Origin of the sequence: Streptomyces sp. G-G2 (assembly GCF_030063135.1) — a bacterium.
In the GTDB taxonomy this organism is placed as follows: Bacteria; Actinomycetota; Actinomycetes; order Streptomycetales; family Streptomycetaceae; genus Streptomyces.
Genome location: NZ_JASISO010000036.1, coordinates 55064 through 69119 on the forward strand (window position 1 = coordinate 55064; position 14056 = coordinate 69119).

Annotated in this window: 15 protein-coding genes and 3 tRNA genes; 6 read left to right on the plus strand and 12 right to left on the minus strand. The window is 73.1% G+C overall.

All coding sequences use genetic code 11. From position 1 onward, the window contains the following. The first annotated feature begins 46 nt into the window (after positions 1–46). Positions 47–787, plus strand: a complete 741-nt coding sequence (locus QMF80_RS26190; RefSeq protein WP_283457526.1) for a DsbA family protein — start codon at positions 47–49, stop codon at positions 785–787. Beyond that, the gene (locus QMF80_RS26195; protein WP_283457528.1) at positions 784–1641 is read left to right on the plus strand and encodes a cytochrome c biogenesis CcdA family protein; all 858 of its coding nucleotides are present in this window, start codon (positions 784–786) and stop codon (positions 1639–1641) included. The genes QMF80_RS26190 and QMF80_RS26195 overlap by 4 nt, the downstream gene beginning before the upstream one ends. Before the next feature lie 36 nt (positions 1642–1677). Here the strand turns inward: QMF80_RS26195 and QMF80_RS26200 are convergent. From QMF80_RS26200 to QMF80_RS26215, 4 genes are all read right to left on the minus strand, one after another. Next, positions 1678–1754 (minus strand) — tRNA-Phe (locus QMF80_RS26200). 22 nt (positions 1755–1776) lie between these two features. Next, positions 1777–1850 (minus strand) — tRNA-Asp (locus tag QMF80_RS26205). A gap of 39 nt (positions 1851–1889) precedes the next feature. Continuing rightward, a tRNA-Glu gene (locus tag QMF80_RS26210) sits at positions 1890–1962 on the minus strand. 112 nt (positions 1963–2074) lie between these two features. Continuing rightward, complete coding sequence (locus QMF80_RS26215) at positions 2075–2425, minus strand: metallopeptidase family protein (RefSeq protein WP_283457530.1); 351 nt, start codon at positions 2423–2425, stop codon at positions 2075–2077. Positions 2426–2528: 103 nt separating this feature from the next. Here QMF80_RS26215 and QMF80_RS26220 point away from each other — a divergent pair, with 103 nt between their 5' ends. The 4 genes from QMF80_RS26220 (at position 2529) to QMF80_RS26235 (ending at position 6767) form a co-directional block, all read left to right on the plus strand. Then, positions 2529–3011, plus strand: coding sequence for a FluC/FEX family fluoride channel (locus QMF80_RS26220; protein ID WP_283457532.1), 483 nt, complete (start codon positions 2529–2531; stop codon positions 3009–3011). Continuing rightward, positions 3008–3385, plus strand: coding sequence for a fluoride efflux transporter CrcB (crcB, locus tag QMF80_RS26225; protein ID WP_283457534.1), 378 nt, complete (start codon positions 3008–3010; stop codon positions 3383–3385). Before QMF80_RS26220 ends, crcB begins: the two co-directional genes overlap by 4 nt. A gap of 114 nt (positions 3386–3499) precedes the next feature. Continuing rightward, positions 3500–4048, plus strand: a complete 549-nt coding sequence (locus QMF80_RS26230; RefSeq protein ID WP_283457536.1) for a hypothetical protein — start codon at positions 3500–3502, stop codon at positions 4046–4048. Between the two features lie 286 nt (positions 4049–4334). Next, on the plus strand, positions 4335–6767 hold the full coding sequence (locus QMF80_RS26235) for a DEAD/DEAH box helicase (RefSeq protein WP_283457538.1): 2433 nt from the start codon (positions 4335–4337) through the stop codon (positions 6765–6767). Between the two features lie 150 nt (positions 6768–6917). Here QMF80_RS26235 and QMF80_RS26240 read toward each other — a convergent pair whose 3' ends face one another. The 8 genes from QMF80_RS26240 to QMF80_RS26275 all read right to left on the minus strand — a co-directional run bounded on the left by QMF80_RS26240 (position 6918) and on the right by QMF80_RS26275 (position 14053). Further along, the gene (locus tag QMF80_RS26240) at positions 6918–7193 is read right to left on the minus strand and encodes a hypothetical protein (protein ID WP_283457540.1); all 276 of its coding nucleotides are present in this window, start codon (positions 7191–7193) and stop codon (positions 6918–6920) included. 87 nt (positions 7194–7280) lie between these two features. Next, positions 7281–8258 (minus strand): beta-ketoacyl-ACP synthase III, encoded by a 978-nt coding sequence (locus QMF80_RS26245; RefSeq protein WP_283457542.1) that lies wholly within the window; start codon positions 8256–8258, stop codon positions 7281–7283. Continuing rightward, the gene (locus QMF80_RS26250) at positions 8255–9469 is read right to left on the minus strand and encodes a beta-ketoacyl-[acyl-carrier-protein] synthase family protein (RefSeq protein ID WP_283457544.1); all 1215 of its coding nucleotides are present in this window, start codon (positions 9467–9469) and stop codon (positions 8255–8257) included. The genes QMF80_RS26245 and QMF80_RS26250 overlap by 4 nt, the downstream gene beginning before the upstream one ends. Next, complete coding sequence (locus QMF80_RS26255) at positions 9466–9720, minus strand: phosphopantetheine-binding protein (RefSeq protein ID WP_283457546.1); 255 nt, start codon at positions 9718–9720, stop codon at positions 9466–9468. The genes QMF80_RS26250 and QMF80_RS26255 overlap by 4 nt, the downstream gene beginning before the upstream one ends. A gap of 90 nt (positions 9721–9810) precedes the next feature. Next, entirely contained in the window at positions 9811–10851 is a 1041-nt protein-coding gene (locus QMF80_RS26260) for a TauD/TfdA family dioxygenase (protein WP_283457549.1), read from the minus strand. Between the two features lie 117 nt (positions 10852–10968). Beyond that, positions 10969–11958 carry a HesA/MoeB/ThiF family protein gene (locus QMF80_RS26265; RefSeq protein ID WP_283457551.1) on the minus strand — a complete coding sequence of 330 codons (990 nt, stop codon included), beginning with the start codon at positions 11956–11958 and terminating at the stop codon, positions 10969–10971. Continuing rightward, positions 11955–12845: a hypothetical protein gene (locus QMF80_RS26270; RefSeq protein ID WP_283457552.1), complete on the minus strand. Its 891-nt coding sequence runs from the start codon at positions 12843–12845 to the stop codon at positions 11955–11957. Before QMF80_RS26270 ends, QMF80_RS26265 begins: the two co-directional genes overlap by 4 nt. After that, positions 12842–14053, minus strand: a complete 1212-nt coding sequence (locus QMF80_RS26275; protein ID WP_283457555.1) for an acyl-CoA dehydrogenase family protein — start codon at positions 14051–14053, stop codon at positions 12842–12844. Before QMF80_RS26275 ends, QMF80_RS26270 begins: the two co-directional genes overlap by 4 nt. Positions 14054–14056 lie beyond the last annotated feature (3 nt).

A 14056-nucleotide genomic window follows, 5' to 3' on the forward strand; every position in this document is an offset into this window, starting at 1 on the left:
CCGGTCCGCCCCCGTACCCGTATCCGCACAGCTCTGGAGCACCCGCATGCCCTCCCCCGGCCGTTCCGAAGGTTCCGCCCGCAAACCCCTGCTGATCTCCGCCGGAGTCACCCTCGCCGCCGTGGTCCTCGGCGTCGTCTCCTGGCAGGCCACCGCCGCCAAGGACACCGCTCCCGAGTCCGCCCCGGCGTCCGCGCCGCAGGCCTCCGACCCCCGCGCCGAGCTGATGAAACTGGCCCGCCGCGACGCCGGCGACAAGCTGAGCACCGGCCGCGCCGACGCGCCCGTGGTCCTGATCGAGTACTCCGACTTCAAGTGCGGCTACTGCGGCAAGTTCGCGCGCGACACCGAACCCGAACTGGTGAAGAAGTACGTCGAGAACGGCACCCTGCGCATCGAATGGCGCAACTTCCCGATCTTCGGGGCCGAGTCCGAGGCCGCCGCGAAGGCCTCCTGGGCCGCCGCCCGCCAGGACCGCTTCGCCGCCTTCCACGCCGCCGCCTACGCCGAAGGCGCCAAGGAGAAGGGCTTCGGCGAGGCCCGCCTGCTGGAGCTCGCCCGCGAGGCCGGGGTCCCCGACCAGCAGCGCTTCCAGCAGGACATGGCGGGCCGGGAAGCCGCCGCCGCCGTGCGCCAGGACCAGGAGGAGGGCTACCGCATCGGGGTCACCTCCACCCCGTCCTTCCTGGTCAACGGGCAGCCGATCGCGGGCGCCCAGCCCATGGAGGCCTTCACCGCCGCGATCACCAAGGCTCAGAAGGCAGCCGGGGCGGCGGCCGCGAAGTGAGCGACATCGGATATCTGGCCGCCCTGCTCGGCGGCCTCCTCGCGCTGCTCAGCCCGTGCAGCGCCCTGCTGCTGCCCGCCTTCTTCGCGTACTCGATCGACTCCACCTCCCGGCTGCTGGCCCGCACCGGGATCTTCTACGCCGGCCTCGCGACCACCCTCGTACCGCTGGGCGCGGCGGGCTCGTACGCGGGCCGCTTCTTCCACGGCAACCGGGACGGGCTCGTCCTCTTCGGCGGCTGGCTGATCATCACGCTGGGCCTGGCCCAGATCCTCGGCCTCGGCTTCGCCTCGAAGCGGATCTCGGAGCTGTCCGGTCGGATCCGCCCGACCACCGCCCTGTCCGTGTACGCGCTGGGCGCGGTCTACGGCCTGGCCGGCTTCTGCGCGGGCCCGATCCTGGGCAGCGTCCTGACCGTCGCGGCGGTCAGCGGCAGCCCGGTCTACGGCGGCCTGCTGCTGGCCGTGTACGCGCTCGGGATGGCCGTACCGCTGTTCCTGCTGGCCCTGCTGTGGGAGCGGTTCGACCTGGGCGGGCGCCGCTGGCTGCGCGGCCGGACGCTGTCGGTGGGCCGCTTCGGGCTGCACACCACCTCGCTGCTGTCCGGCCTGTTCTTCATCGCGCTGGGCGCCCTGTTCCTGGCGTACGACGGGGCGAGCGCGCTGCCGGGGCTGCTGGACGTGGACGACTCGTTCGCGGTGGAGCAATGGGTACGGTCCTTCGCGGACGGGGTGCCGGACTGGGCGCTGCTCGGCGTGATCGCGGCCGGCGCGCTCGGCTTCGGTCTGGTCCGGTGGCGCCGCGCGGCCCGTCCCGCCGGGACGGACGGCGCGGCGGCGGGCGAGGAGGGGTAACGCGAAAGGCCCCGTCCGAGGGACGGGGCCTTTCTGTGGTGGCTGGGGCCGGGGTCGAACCGGCGACCTATCGCTTTTCAGGCGATCGCTCGTACCAACTGAGCTACCCAGCCACGAAACTCTTACGAGCTTCAGCGAACCTGACGGGACTTGAACCCGCGACCTCCACCTTGACAGGGTGGCGAGCTAACCAACTGCTCCACAGGTCCTTGCTATGTGCGAGCGCAAGTCTCGCACATGGTGTTGCGTACCCCCAACGGGATTCGAACCCGTGCTACCGCCTTGAAAGGGCGGCGTCCTGGGCCACTAGACGATGAGGGCTAAAGGCCCGCCTAGGCACTTTGCAGCGCGTCGGGGACGTGAGAAGCATATGGGATCGGGACGGGGATCGCCAAAACGGTTTCCCCCGGTCGGGCGGGGTCCGCCCGACGGCTCAGCCCCAGCCCAGTTCGTGGAGCCGGTCGTCGTCGATGCCGAAGTGGTGGGCGATCTCGTGCACCACGGTCACGGCGACCTCGTGCACCACGTCGTCGGGCGCCTCGCAGGAGCGCAGGGTCGGCCCCATGTAGATCGAGATCCGGTCCGGCAGCACCCCGGCGTACCACTCGCCCCGCTCGGTGAGCGGGGTCCCCTCGTACAGACCCAGCAGCTCGGGGTCGTCGGCGGGAGGTTCGTCCTCCACGAACACGGCCACGTTGTCCATCACCCGGGTCAGCTCGGGCGGGATCCGGTCCAGGGCCTGGGCCACCAGCTCTTCGAAGGCGTCGCGCGTCATCTGCAGCACACCGCCATTGTCGGGGAGAGAGGTGTCGGACGGGAGGGACCGGCGTGGGCGCGTGCGAATCTGGCCGCATGGCGATCCACGTGGTGCGGCCTGCGGGCCGCCGATGACCAGGCCGGTGCCCGGGGCGGAGGCCATCGATCCGGACGTTGACCTCCATGTGCCCGCGCAGCGGGCGGAGCGGCGGTGGCCGACGCTCGCCGCGGTGTCGGCGGGCGGCGCGCTGGGGGCCTCGGCGCGGTACGGGGTCTCGCTGGTGTGGCCGGCCGGCCCCGCGGCGTTCCCCTGGGCGACCTTCTGGACCAATGTGGCCGGGTGCGCCCTGATCGGCGTGCTGATGGTGCTGATCAGCGAGGGCGGCCGCTCGGCGCACCCGCTGGTGCGGCCCTTGCTGGGGACGGGCGTGCTCGGCGGGTTCACCACCTTCTCGACCTACGCGGTGGACTTCGAGCGGCTGCTGGACCGGGGCGAGGCGGCCACCGCGCTGACCTACGCCGGGCTGACCGTGGTCGGGGCCCTGGTCGCGGTGTGGGCGGCGGCGTCGGTGACCCGGCGCGCGGTGCGGGCGCGGGGACGGGTGCGCGCGTGAACTGGCTGCTGGTGGTGCTGGGCGCGGCCGTCGGGGCGCCGCTGCGCTATCTGACGGACCGGGCGGTGCAGGTGCGGCACGACTCGGTGTTCCCGTGGGGGACGTTCGTGGTGAACGCCGCGGGGTGCCTGGTCCTGGGCGCGCTGACCGGTGCGGTGCTCCAGGGGGCCGCCTCTTCGGCCCTGGGCCTGCTGCTGGGGACCGGCCTGTGCGGGGCCCTCACGACCTATTCGACGTTCTCGTACGAGACGCTCCGCCTGGCCGAGGGGGGCTGGAAGTTCCTCGCCGTGGCGAATGCGGCCGCGTCCTTGCTGGTCGGGCTGGGCGCCGTGCACCTGGGCTGGCAGGTCGCGGAAGCGCTGGCCGGGACCTGAGGGGGTCCCCGGGGCGGCAGGTGCCAGGAGGGGCGTGTCTCTTACGGGGTAAAGGGAGTTGGGCACATTGACCCGTTCACCGCGGAACCCTGCCCTGCCCCGGAGGTGCCACCCGTGCGCCACTTGTCCGCTTCCGTCCGACTGGCCGTCGCCACCCTCGCGCTCGCGGCCACGGCCGGCTGCATGAGCGTCGGCGACGACGCCGCCCAGCCCGGCGCGTCGTCCCCGGCGGGCCACCGGGGATCCGCCGCCGAGTCCGGTGGCGGGACCGCCGGGGGCAAGAACGGCGGCTCCCACGGAGGGGCCCACGACAAGAAGGACGGTACGGGCGACAAGGCGCCGGTCGTCGGCCCCGACGGGAAGACCCTCCCGCCGGGCGCCTCGGCCAGTCCGGGGGCCGTGGTGGCGGGCGTACCCGGCGGCCCCTCCCCGTCGGCCGGACCGGGCGCGGGCGGGTCCGGCGGTGCGGGCGGGACGGTGCGGGGGACCGGCGCCGGCCCCGGGACGCAGCTGCCGCCCGCGGCGGGCGGGACGACCTCCGGGTCGGGCGGGCCGGGCGGGGCGGTCACGCCCTCGCCGGTGCCTCCGCCGGACCCGACGCCTGTGACTCCGCCCACGTCCAAGGCCCCCGAACCGGACCCTTCGCCGAGCGCCGGGACCTAGTCCGGACCCCTCCCCCGGGTGCTCCCGCCGGACGCGTGGCCCTCGTACCGTCGTTCGACGAAACAGCGTCGTCGCAGGTCAGGGGCTTCTTGTAGGGGTGACTTGCCAGAGTGGGGGGAGGGTGCGTATGGTTATAGATCGTTTGATCCCATTGCCCGGCGCCGACTCCGAAGAGCGCCGTGTGGCGCGTACTCTCCCCAACCGTGGCTGACCGCATTGAGGCGGTCGATTTGCGATTCACGGAGTTTGGGCGCGTGCCGAGACTCCGGAAGGTTTCGCATTTCGTATGTCCATTTCCAGTTCTGACCGTGCCGTCATGCCCGAGAACGACTCCATCGAGGCCGCCGAGGCCGTCACGATCATCGAGACCCTTGTGGTCGACGAGATCGTCAACGACTCCCTTGCCGCCGACATCGACGTTTTTGAGGCCGACGTGACGACCGACCAGTCCCTTTCCATCGACGCTGACGCCGAGGCCGTCGAGGCCGCCGACGTCGCTGACGTCGAGCCCATCGAGGCCGCCGACGCCGAGCCCACGCTCACCTTCGGCGACCTCGGTCTGCCGGACGGGATCGTCCGCAAGCTCGCGCAGAACGGTGTCACCGCCCCCTTCCCGATCCAGGCCGCGACCATCCCGGACGCCCTGGCCGGCAAGGACATCCTCGGCCGCGGCCGCACCGGCTCCGGCAAGACCCTCTCCTTCGGTCTGCCGACCCTGGCCACGCTGGCCGGCGGCACCACCGAGAAGAAGAAGCCCCGCGCGATCATCCTCACGCCGACCCGTGAGCTCGCGATGCAGGTCGCGGACGCGCTCCAGCCGTACGGCGACGTGCTCGGCCTGAAGCTCAAGGTCGTCTGCGGCGGTACCTCGATGAGCAACCAGATCTTCGCCCTGGAGCGCGGTGTCGACGTCCTCGTCGCCACCCCGGGCCGTCTGCGCGACATCATCAACCGCGGCGCCTGCTCGCTCGCGAACGTCCAGGTCGCCGTCCTCGACGAGGCCGACCAGATGTCCGACCTGGGCTTCCTGCCCGAGGTCACCGAGCTGCTCGACCAGATCCCCGGCGGCGGCCAGCGCATGCTCTTCTCCGCCACCATGGAGAACGAGATCGGCACGCTCGTCAAGCGCTACCTCTCGAACCCCGTCACGCACGAGGTCGACAGCGCGCAGGGCAACGTCTCGACCATGACCCACCACGTCCTCGTCGTGAAGCCGAAGGACAAGGCGCCGGTCACGGCCGCGATCGCCGCCCGCAAGGGCCGCACGATCATCTTCGTCCGCACCCAGCTGGGCGCCGACCGCATCGCCGAGCAGCTCATCGAGTCCGGCGTGAAGGCCGACGCGCTGCACGGCGGCATGACGCAGGGTGCCCGTACCCGCGTCCTGGAAGACTTCAAGAAGGGCTACGTCAACGCGCTCGTCGCGACCGACGTCGCCGCCCGCGGCATCCACGTCGACGGCATCGACCTGGTCCTGAACGTGGACCCGGCCGGTGACCACAAGGACTACCTGCACCGCTCGGGCCGTACCGCCCGCGCCGGCAAGTCGGGCGTCGTGGTCTCGCTGTCGCTGCCGCACCAGCGTCGCCAGATCTTCCGGCTGATGGAGGACGCGGGCGTCGACGCCTCGCGCCACATCGTCGGTGGGGCCGGCGCGTTCGAGCCCGAGGTCGCCGAGATCACCGGTGCCCGTTCGCTGTCCGAGGTCCAGGCCGACTCGGCGAACAACGCCGCCAAGCAGGCCGAGCGCGAGGTCGCCGACCTCACCAAGCAGCTGGAGCGCGTCCAGCGCCGTGCCGTGGAACTGCGCGAGGAGGCCGACCGCCTCGTCGCCCGTTCCGCCCGTGAGCGCGGCGAGGACCCGGAGGCCGCTGTGGCCGAGGTCGCCGAGGCCGCCGAAGCCGAGGTCGCGGCCGAGGCCGCTGCCGCGGCTGCCGCTGCCGAGGCCCAGGCCGTGCAGCGCCGTGACGACCGTGGCAACTTCGAGCGTCGCGACGACCGCGGTGACCGCGGTGGCCGCGGTGGCTTCAACCGTGACGACCGCGGCGGCGACCGCGGTGGTGACCGCGGCGGCTTCCGCTCCGGTGGCGACCGTCGTGACGAGCGTCCCTCGGGTGGTGGCTTCCGCCGTGACGACCGTCCGTCCGGTGGCTTCCGCTCCGGTGGCGACCGTCGTGACGAGCGTCCCTCGGGTGGTGGCTTCCGTCGCGACGACCGTCCGTCCGGTGGCTTCCGCTCCGGTGGTGACCGTCCGGCCGGTGGCGGCTTCCGCTCCGGTGGTGACCGTCCCACCGGTGGCAGCTTCCGTCGCGACGACCGTCCGTCGGGCAGCTTCAACCGTGACGAGCGTCCCTCGGGCGGCTTCAACCGTGACGACCGTGGCGGCGACCGCCCGGCCGGTGGCAGCTTCCGTCGCGACGACCGTCCGTCCGGTGGCTTCCGCTCCGGTGGCGACCGTCCGGCCGGTGGTGGCTTCCGCTCCGGTGGCGACCGTCCCACCGGTGGCAGCTTCCGTCGCGACGACCGTCCGTCGGGCAGCTTCAACCGTGACGACCGCGGTGGCGACCGTCCGGCCGGTGGCGGCTTCCGCGCCGGTGGCGGCGAGCGCCCCTATGGCCGTCGTGACGACCACCGTCCGTCGGGCTCCGGCACCGGCTCGTCCTTCGGTGGCGGCACCGCCCGTCGCGACGACAAGCCGCGCTGGAAGCGCAACGGCTGATCGTCAGCACCCGTAACACCCGCAACACCTGACGCCCAGCGTCCACTTGGCCCCCACAGCACTCCGGTGCGGTGGGGGCCAAGCCCGTTTCCGGGGCGGGACCGTTCAGGTCCTTCGGGCCGGCCCCGCCCTTCTGTCGGCGGACGCCGCTCAGGGGCGGGTGGCCCGCCGCGGGCGCGCCGGGGCGCGGCGGCGGGGCGCGGCGGCGGGGGCGTCCGCCCCGCGGGTACCGGGCCGGGTCCGGCGGTCGGCGCCGGGGAGGGTGTCGTCCGTGGCCCATACCGTGGCCAGCGGGAGCCAATGGGCGAGGGTCTGGGAGGCTCCGGTGCCGGCGTCCAGGGAGATCCGGTACCGGGCGTAGCGGTCCTCGGAAGCCGGGGACGACGCCGCGGGTGCGGTTGCTGCCCGGGCGGGCGGGGTCTGCACTGTCGTGCTGCCTTTCGTCGGGGTGCCCGCACCCCGGCCGGGCCGGGCCGGGGTGCGGGGACTGGCGGGGTGCGGGGACGGGCGGGGTCAGCGGTTGACCGGTCGTACGTCCGGCCACAGCAGGGCTGCCGAACCCCAGGTCAGGCCACCGCCGAAGGCAGTGAGGAGCACCCGGTCGCCGGGCGTGAGCCGGCCCCGGTCCGCGGCCCAGGCCAGGGCCAGCGGGATGGACGCGGCGGCCGTGTTGCCGACGTCCTCGATGTTGGAGATCACGCGTTCGGGCGGCAGACCGAGCCGTTTGGCCACCGACTCCAGGATCCGCAGGTTCGCCTGGTGGCCGACGAACGCGTCGACGTCCTGGAGCGGCCAGCCGACCGCTTCCGCGGCCCGGCGTGCCGACTCGACCATCGTCGGAACGGCCCGGGTGTAGACCTCGCGGCCCTCCATCCGCAGGTACCGCTCGCCGGGTGGCACGGTGATCAGTTCGTCGCCGGTGCCGTCGCTGCCCAGTTCGGTGTGCAGGACCGTGCCGTGGCCGTGCGGCTGCTCGCCGCGCTCGAGCAGCACCGCGCCCGCGCCGTCCCCGAAGATGACGGCGGTGCCGCGGTCCTGCGGATCGACGATCGCCGAGTAGCGTTCCGCACCGATGACCAGGACGCTCTCGCAGGTCCCGGCGCCGATCATGGCCGCGGCGACGGACAGCCCGTACACGAAGCCGGAGCAGACGGCCGACAGGTCGAAGGCGGCGGCGCCGGTCAGGCCCATGGCCGAGGCCACCCGCGGGGCGGTCGCGGGGCAAGCCCGGTCCGGGGTGGTCGTGGCCACGAGGACCAGGTCGCAGGAGGACCGGCCGGCCGATTCCAGGGCCGCGGACCCGGCGGCCGCCGCCAGTTCGGTGGTGCCCGTGCCGGTGTCCACGACATGGCGGCGCGCGATTCCGGTACGGCTGTGGATCCACTCGTGCGAGGTGTCCAGCCGCTGCGCCAGGTCGTCGTTGGTGACCGTCCGCGCGGGCAGGCAGGTGCCCAGGCCGGTCAGTACGGCGGGGATCCGGTCGTTGCTCATGTGCCCATCACCAGGACGCAGTTGGAACCGCCGAAGCCGAAGGAGTGGCTGACCGCGACCGCCGGGTCCTGCCGCCGTTCCTGGTCCACCACCAGGTCCAGGCCCGCGAGCTCCGGGTCCACGGCCGGGGTGTGCGCGGTCGGCGGCACGATGCCCGTCGCCAGGGTCCGCAGGGTCAGCACGGCCTCGATGGCGCCCGCCGCGCCCAGGCTGTGCCCGAGCAGTCCCTTGTTGGCCGTGACGCTCGGCCGGTGCGGGAAGAGGCGGTTGATCAGCTTCCCCTCGCTGCGGTCGTTGTACGGGGTCGAGGTGCCGTGCGCGTTGACGTGGTCCACGTCGGACGGGGCGAGCCCGGCGTCCGCCAGCGCGGCCCGTACCGCCGCCTCGGCGCCGATGGCGTCGGGGTGCGGGGCGACCGGGTGGTGCGCGTCGGTGGTGAAGGCGTAGCCGAGGATGCGGCCCCGCGAGGTCGCGCCGCGCTCTCGTGCGCCGTCCTCGCGCTCCAGTACCAGGGCGGCGGCGCCCTCGGAGAGCACGAAGCCGGAGCGGTCCGCGGCGAACGGACGCGAGGCGTCGTCCGCCGCGCTGTCGGTGAGCGCGCCCATGGCGGCGAAGCCCGCCGCGATGACGGGCACCACCCCGGCGTCCGTACCGACGGCGATCACGATGTCGCAGGCGCCGCTGCGGATCAGGTCGCGGCCCACACCGACGGCCACCGCACCCGAGGCGCAGGCAGCGACGACGGTGTGGCCGGGTCCGGTGACACGGTGCCGGATGGCGATCGTCCCGGCGGCCATGTTGATGAGCGAACGGGGATGTACGTACGGGGAGACGGCGTCGGGCCCGCGCTCGGCGAGGCGGCTGTGCGCCGTGCTCAGGGTGGCCGCGCCGCCCAGACCGCAGCCGACGACGATGCCGACCCGGCCGCCGTCCCAGGTGGCGGGGTCGAGTCCCGCCTCGGCGACGGCCTGGTCGGCCGCGACGAGTGCGAACCGGATGAAGGGGTCCAGGTTCGCGGTGCCGCGGCCGGGCAGCAGTTCGGCGCCGAACGGTGCCACGGTGCGGCACTGGAGGTCCCGGGAGACCCCCGGGGTGGGGGCGAGGCCCGCGCGGGACCCGCCGCGCCGGATCGCGTCCCAGGTCGAGTCCGTGTCGGTACCGACCGGCGTGATCATGCCGGTACCGGTCACCACGATGGCCGGTGCGCTCATGCGGACTTCTCGTCGTCCAGCGTCGTGGTCACCAGCTGTGCGAGGCCGGGGATGGTGAGCTCACCGAGGCTGGTCTCCTCGCTGCCGAGGTCGGCGCCCGTCGCCTCCTTGATGAGGATGATCAGCTCCGCTATGGCGAGGGAGTCGAGGTCGAGGGCGGCGAGGGTGGACTCGTCGGTCAGACCCTCCGCGTCGGCCTCCAGGTCCTCGACGACGATCCGGGTCAGGGTGGCGTGCAGGGATGCGGACATGGTGTTCCTCCGTCAGGTGGAGCGGTGGGCGAAAGGGGGGCGGTCAAGGTGGCCGGGCCGGGCCGGGCCGGGCCGGTTCCCGGGCGTCCGTCAGGCCGCCGTCGCCAGCTTGGGGGAGGGCTGCCGCGTGGTGATCGCGTTGTGGCTGCGGCCCTCGCCGAGGTCGTCGAGGACCGGCCGCAGGTCGGCCAGCGCGAAGGAGCGGCGCAGCCAGCGGTCCGCGCCGTCGTAGCGCGGGGTGAAGCCCGTACGCCCGTGCACCGTGCGGCGGTTGTCGAGGATGATCAGCTCGCCGGGTTCCAGCACGATGCCGCGCAGCGAGCCGAGTACCGCGTCCTCCAGCGCGGCGAGCGCCGCCCGCGCCCCGGGAGTGGTGCCGACCGTGCCGTGGAAGTCGACGCGCAGGTCCGGGTTGGCCCGCGCACCGCAGAGCACCGGTACCGGCGGGGTCAGCACTTCCTCGTGGGTGTCGTGGACGAAGGACGTGCTGAACTTGGTCCTGAACTCCGGCCGTCGCAGCGCTGCGACGGTCTCCTCGTCCAGTTCCGGCAGTACGTCGCCGATCCCGCCGGTCACGGTGGCGGCGAGCCCGTCGCGGTCGCCGCGCAGACAGATCAGGCTCAGGAAGTGCGGGGCGGCGGGGTGGAAGCCGTCCTCCGTGTGGAGTTCCAGCAGGATGGAGCCGCTGTTCTCCTGGCGCTCCTCGGCGCCGCGCTTGGGGCTGACGTCCTGGACCAGGTCGCCGTTCTTCTCGTCGCTGTACGAGATCGAGCGGCCCAGGACCGACATCACCATCAGCTGGCTGAGCGTCGCCACGGAGACCGCGGTCCAGTGCGGCTCGTCCTCCGCCCGGTCGGGGGTGGGCGGCAGGGCGCCCAGCGGGAGCCCGCGCAGCACGAGGGTGCCGCTCGGGTTCCCCTCGTCGCGGAAGGAGATGAGCGCGCGCCGGACCTCGCTCGGCAGCGCGGCCGCCGCGAGTTCCACGGTGTGGAGGAGGTCGGTGCTGTGCAGTGAGTATTCCGCGTATTGCGCGGCAATCCTCAGTGCGGCGGCTTCGACGATGTCGGACTCGGTCTCGCTCAGCACGATTCCGGTCGTGCGCGCGTCGGCGTACGCGAATTCTTTTCTCATGCGGGGCTTTCCTTTCTGCGGGTCGCGCCGCGCGCTCTGGAGTAGCCGCTCGACCGCGAGTCGGCGGTCGGCGAGTCGGCGGGTCGGCGGTCGAGCGGGGCGTGGGACGGGGCTCGGCTATGCGGCCGGTGCGGGACGGCGGCCGAGCCGGTAGACGGCGGCCGGGCTGAATCCGCGCCAGGCCTGCTCGCGCGGCAGGTGGTTGAGGAAGCGGGCCTTCTCCCAGTGGCGGGTGACCCGGTCCGCCACCCGGCGCCCGGGCGTCAGGGCGATGTGGTGGACGTCGACGGCGACCGTGCGCGGCACGTCCTCGCCCGCCACCAGCTGGTTGACCATGTGGACCGCGAGCGAGCCGAACTGTGTCGCCGCCTCGGTGAGCTGCGGCACGCTGTAGTCGGGGCGGCCCAGGCCCCGGCGGAGCTCGCGGTACATCTCGCCCGGGATGTGCGACCGGGGGGCGATGCGGAAGATCACTTCCCAGGTGCTCAGCACGTCGGCGTCCTCGGCCAGCAGCTGGCCGTCGAAGATCCGCCGCACCAGCCGGTAGTCGAAGCACTGGGCCGCGAGCATGCCCGCCATGTCCCAGCCGGTGACCAGCGGCTTGCGTTGGCGGCACGCTTCCTGGTGCAGGGCGATCTTCGCTCGCAGCCCGGACGGGGTGGTCACGTCGACCCCGTCCACGATGACCTCGGCCCGACGGACCAGTTCCCGGACGTTGTCCCGGGTGATGCCCACGGGCACCACCTCGGCCCGGACGTGCGGGTTGATGGCGCGCAGGGCGTCGGCGCCCACCTCGGCCTTGTTGCGGCCCAGGTCGTCCACCGTGGCGTGCTGGCGGTTGAGGTTGTTCAGCTCGTAGGTGCCGACGTCCGCGAGGACGAAGTCCCGGTAGCCCATGCGGCCCAGGGGCTGCACGGTGGCACCGCCGATGGATCCGCAGCCCGCGATGAGCAGGGGGGTGTGCCGGATCTGCTCCTGGAGCGCCGCGGGGATCAGGCCGCGGTTGCGCTGGGTGAGGGAGGCGTAGTACAGCTCCTCCTTCAGCTCGCGGGCCTCCGAGGGGGTGCCCACGTCGGGCGGGCTGCTCTGGTCGGTGTGCCTGCTCATGCCCGTGCCTCCTGGAACGCGGTCAGCCGGGCCGCGACCGACCCGCTCTCCCCGGACGCGAGGATCGCGTCGAGGTGGGTCAGGGTGGGTCGCAGCGCGCTTCTGTCGGTGAGCACGAACGGGTACGAGCGCTGTTGCTGGTCCCACATCGGTGCGAACAGGTCGGCGGGGTCCGCCGCGCGTGCGGGTACGTCGAGGGTCCGGGCGTGGAAGCCCAGCAGGGACAGCTGGAGGATGGCTCCGTTCGGCTTGCCGTCGCCGACGATCGCCGCTCCGTCCTCGGCCAGGGCCCGCAGACAGCCTTCGGCCCAGCCGCGGTAGACCCACCACGGAACGGATACGGCGGCCTGCGAGCGGTCCATGGCGTGGTCGCGCATGAGCCGCTTGCCTTCCCACACCCGGTCCGCCGGGGTGGCCGCGCCGAGTTCGTCGGCGAGCCGCAGGCCGTAGTCGCGTTCGACGACGAACGGCAGGTGGGCGTCGTCCCCGAGCAGGGTGCGGTCGGGGCTGCGGGTGCGGGCCAGCGTGCCGTAGCCGCGCAGCCGCCCGGTCTCCTCCTCCACGACCAGGGTGTGCTGGTCCTGGAGGGCGTGGGCGTCGTACGGCTCGGCGTCGAGGTCCGCCGCGGCGGCGAGCCCTTCGTTGAGCCAGCCGCGCTTGAGGTACTGGGCCAGCCGGAACCGGTAGACGTCGTCGAGGTACGCGGTGGGCAGCTGGGCTCCCCGCACGGTGAAGGTCAGCAGGCCCTCGGGGCTGGCGGAGCGGAACAGCGGCTCGCCGTCCACCCGGCCGTCCAGGTCGGGCAGCGCGATCCCGGCGGTGTCCCGCAGCACCCGTTCCCGGTAGGCGTCGGTGGTGGCGGCGCTCGTGGCGGTGGCGGTGGTCACCGGACCTCCGGTACGCCGAACAGCTCGCCGGTGATGACCAGCGCGAGCGCCTCGGGGCTGCCCTCGTAGATCCGGGGGCCGTAGGCGTCGCGCAGGACCCGGTCCATGCCGTCCTCGCGCTGGAAGGCGGCGGCGCCGATCAGGCTCATGGCGGCGTCGGCGTTGTCGATGGCGGCGCGGTCGGCCACCAGCTTGGCGACGGCGGGCTCGTAGGACGGGGTCGGGATGATGGTGTCGGCCTTCAGTACGGCGTCCAGGTACAGGGCGCGCGCGGCGGACACCCGGGCGGACATGTCGGCGATCTTGCGGGCGGACATCTGGTGCTCGAAGAGCAGCCGGCCGCCCTGTCGGCGGGTACCGGCCCACGCGACCGCGCGGTCCAGGGCGTGCCGTGCGATGCCGGTGGCGACGGCCGCGCAGGTGACGCGGGTGAGGTTGCCGATGGCGACGTTGAGGTCCCAGCCGCCGCGCTCGTCACCGATGACGTTCTCTTCGGGCACCCGGGCGTTGTCAAGGATCAGCTCGCCCGCGGGGGCGGTGCGGTAGCCCACCTTGTCGTGGATCTCGCCGCGGGTGACGCCGGGCTGCTCCAGCTCGGTGACGAAGCAGGTCAGGCCGGTCGAGCCGGGGCCCTCGTCCAGGTTGGCCATGACCGTGGCGTACGTGGCGACCGGGGCGTTGGTGATGTAGCGCTTGGTGCCGGTGAGCAGGTACTCGCTGCCGGAGCGGCGGGCGGTCGTCATGTCCTGTGCGTAGGGCGCCTGCTGCGGCAGCACCAGGTCGGTCCCGTTGCGCTCCTCGGCCACCGCGTTGCAGGCGAGGACCGGCTCCGGGCCGAGGAAGGCGGGGAGGTACTTCTCCTGGAGGCGCGGGTTCTCACAGATCAGCAGCGGGGTCTGGAACAGGCCGGTGGCACCGAAGACCAGCGCCATGCCCGGGTCGGCGGAGGCCAGCTCCTCCAGGGTCAGCGCGAGGGCGAGCTGGCTCAGGCCGAGGCCGCCGAAGTCGCGCGGGATGGCCATCCGCAGCAGGCCCAGCGCGTGGCCCTTGCGGACGGTGTCCCAGTCGATCTGGCCCTTCTCGATCCGGTCGCGCTCGGCGGCACCGGGGGCGACCTCCTCACGGGCGAAGGCGACGACGTCGTTGAGGAAGCCGGCCTCGAAGGCGTCGAGCAGCGGGTGGGCGGCCGGGTTGTGCGTGTACGTCATGGC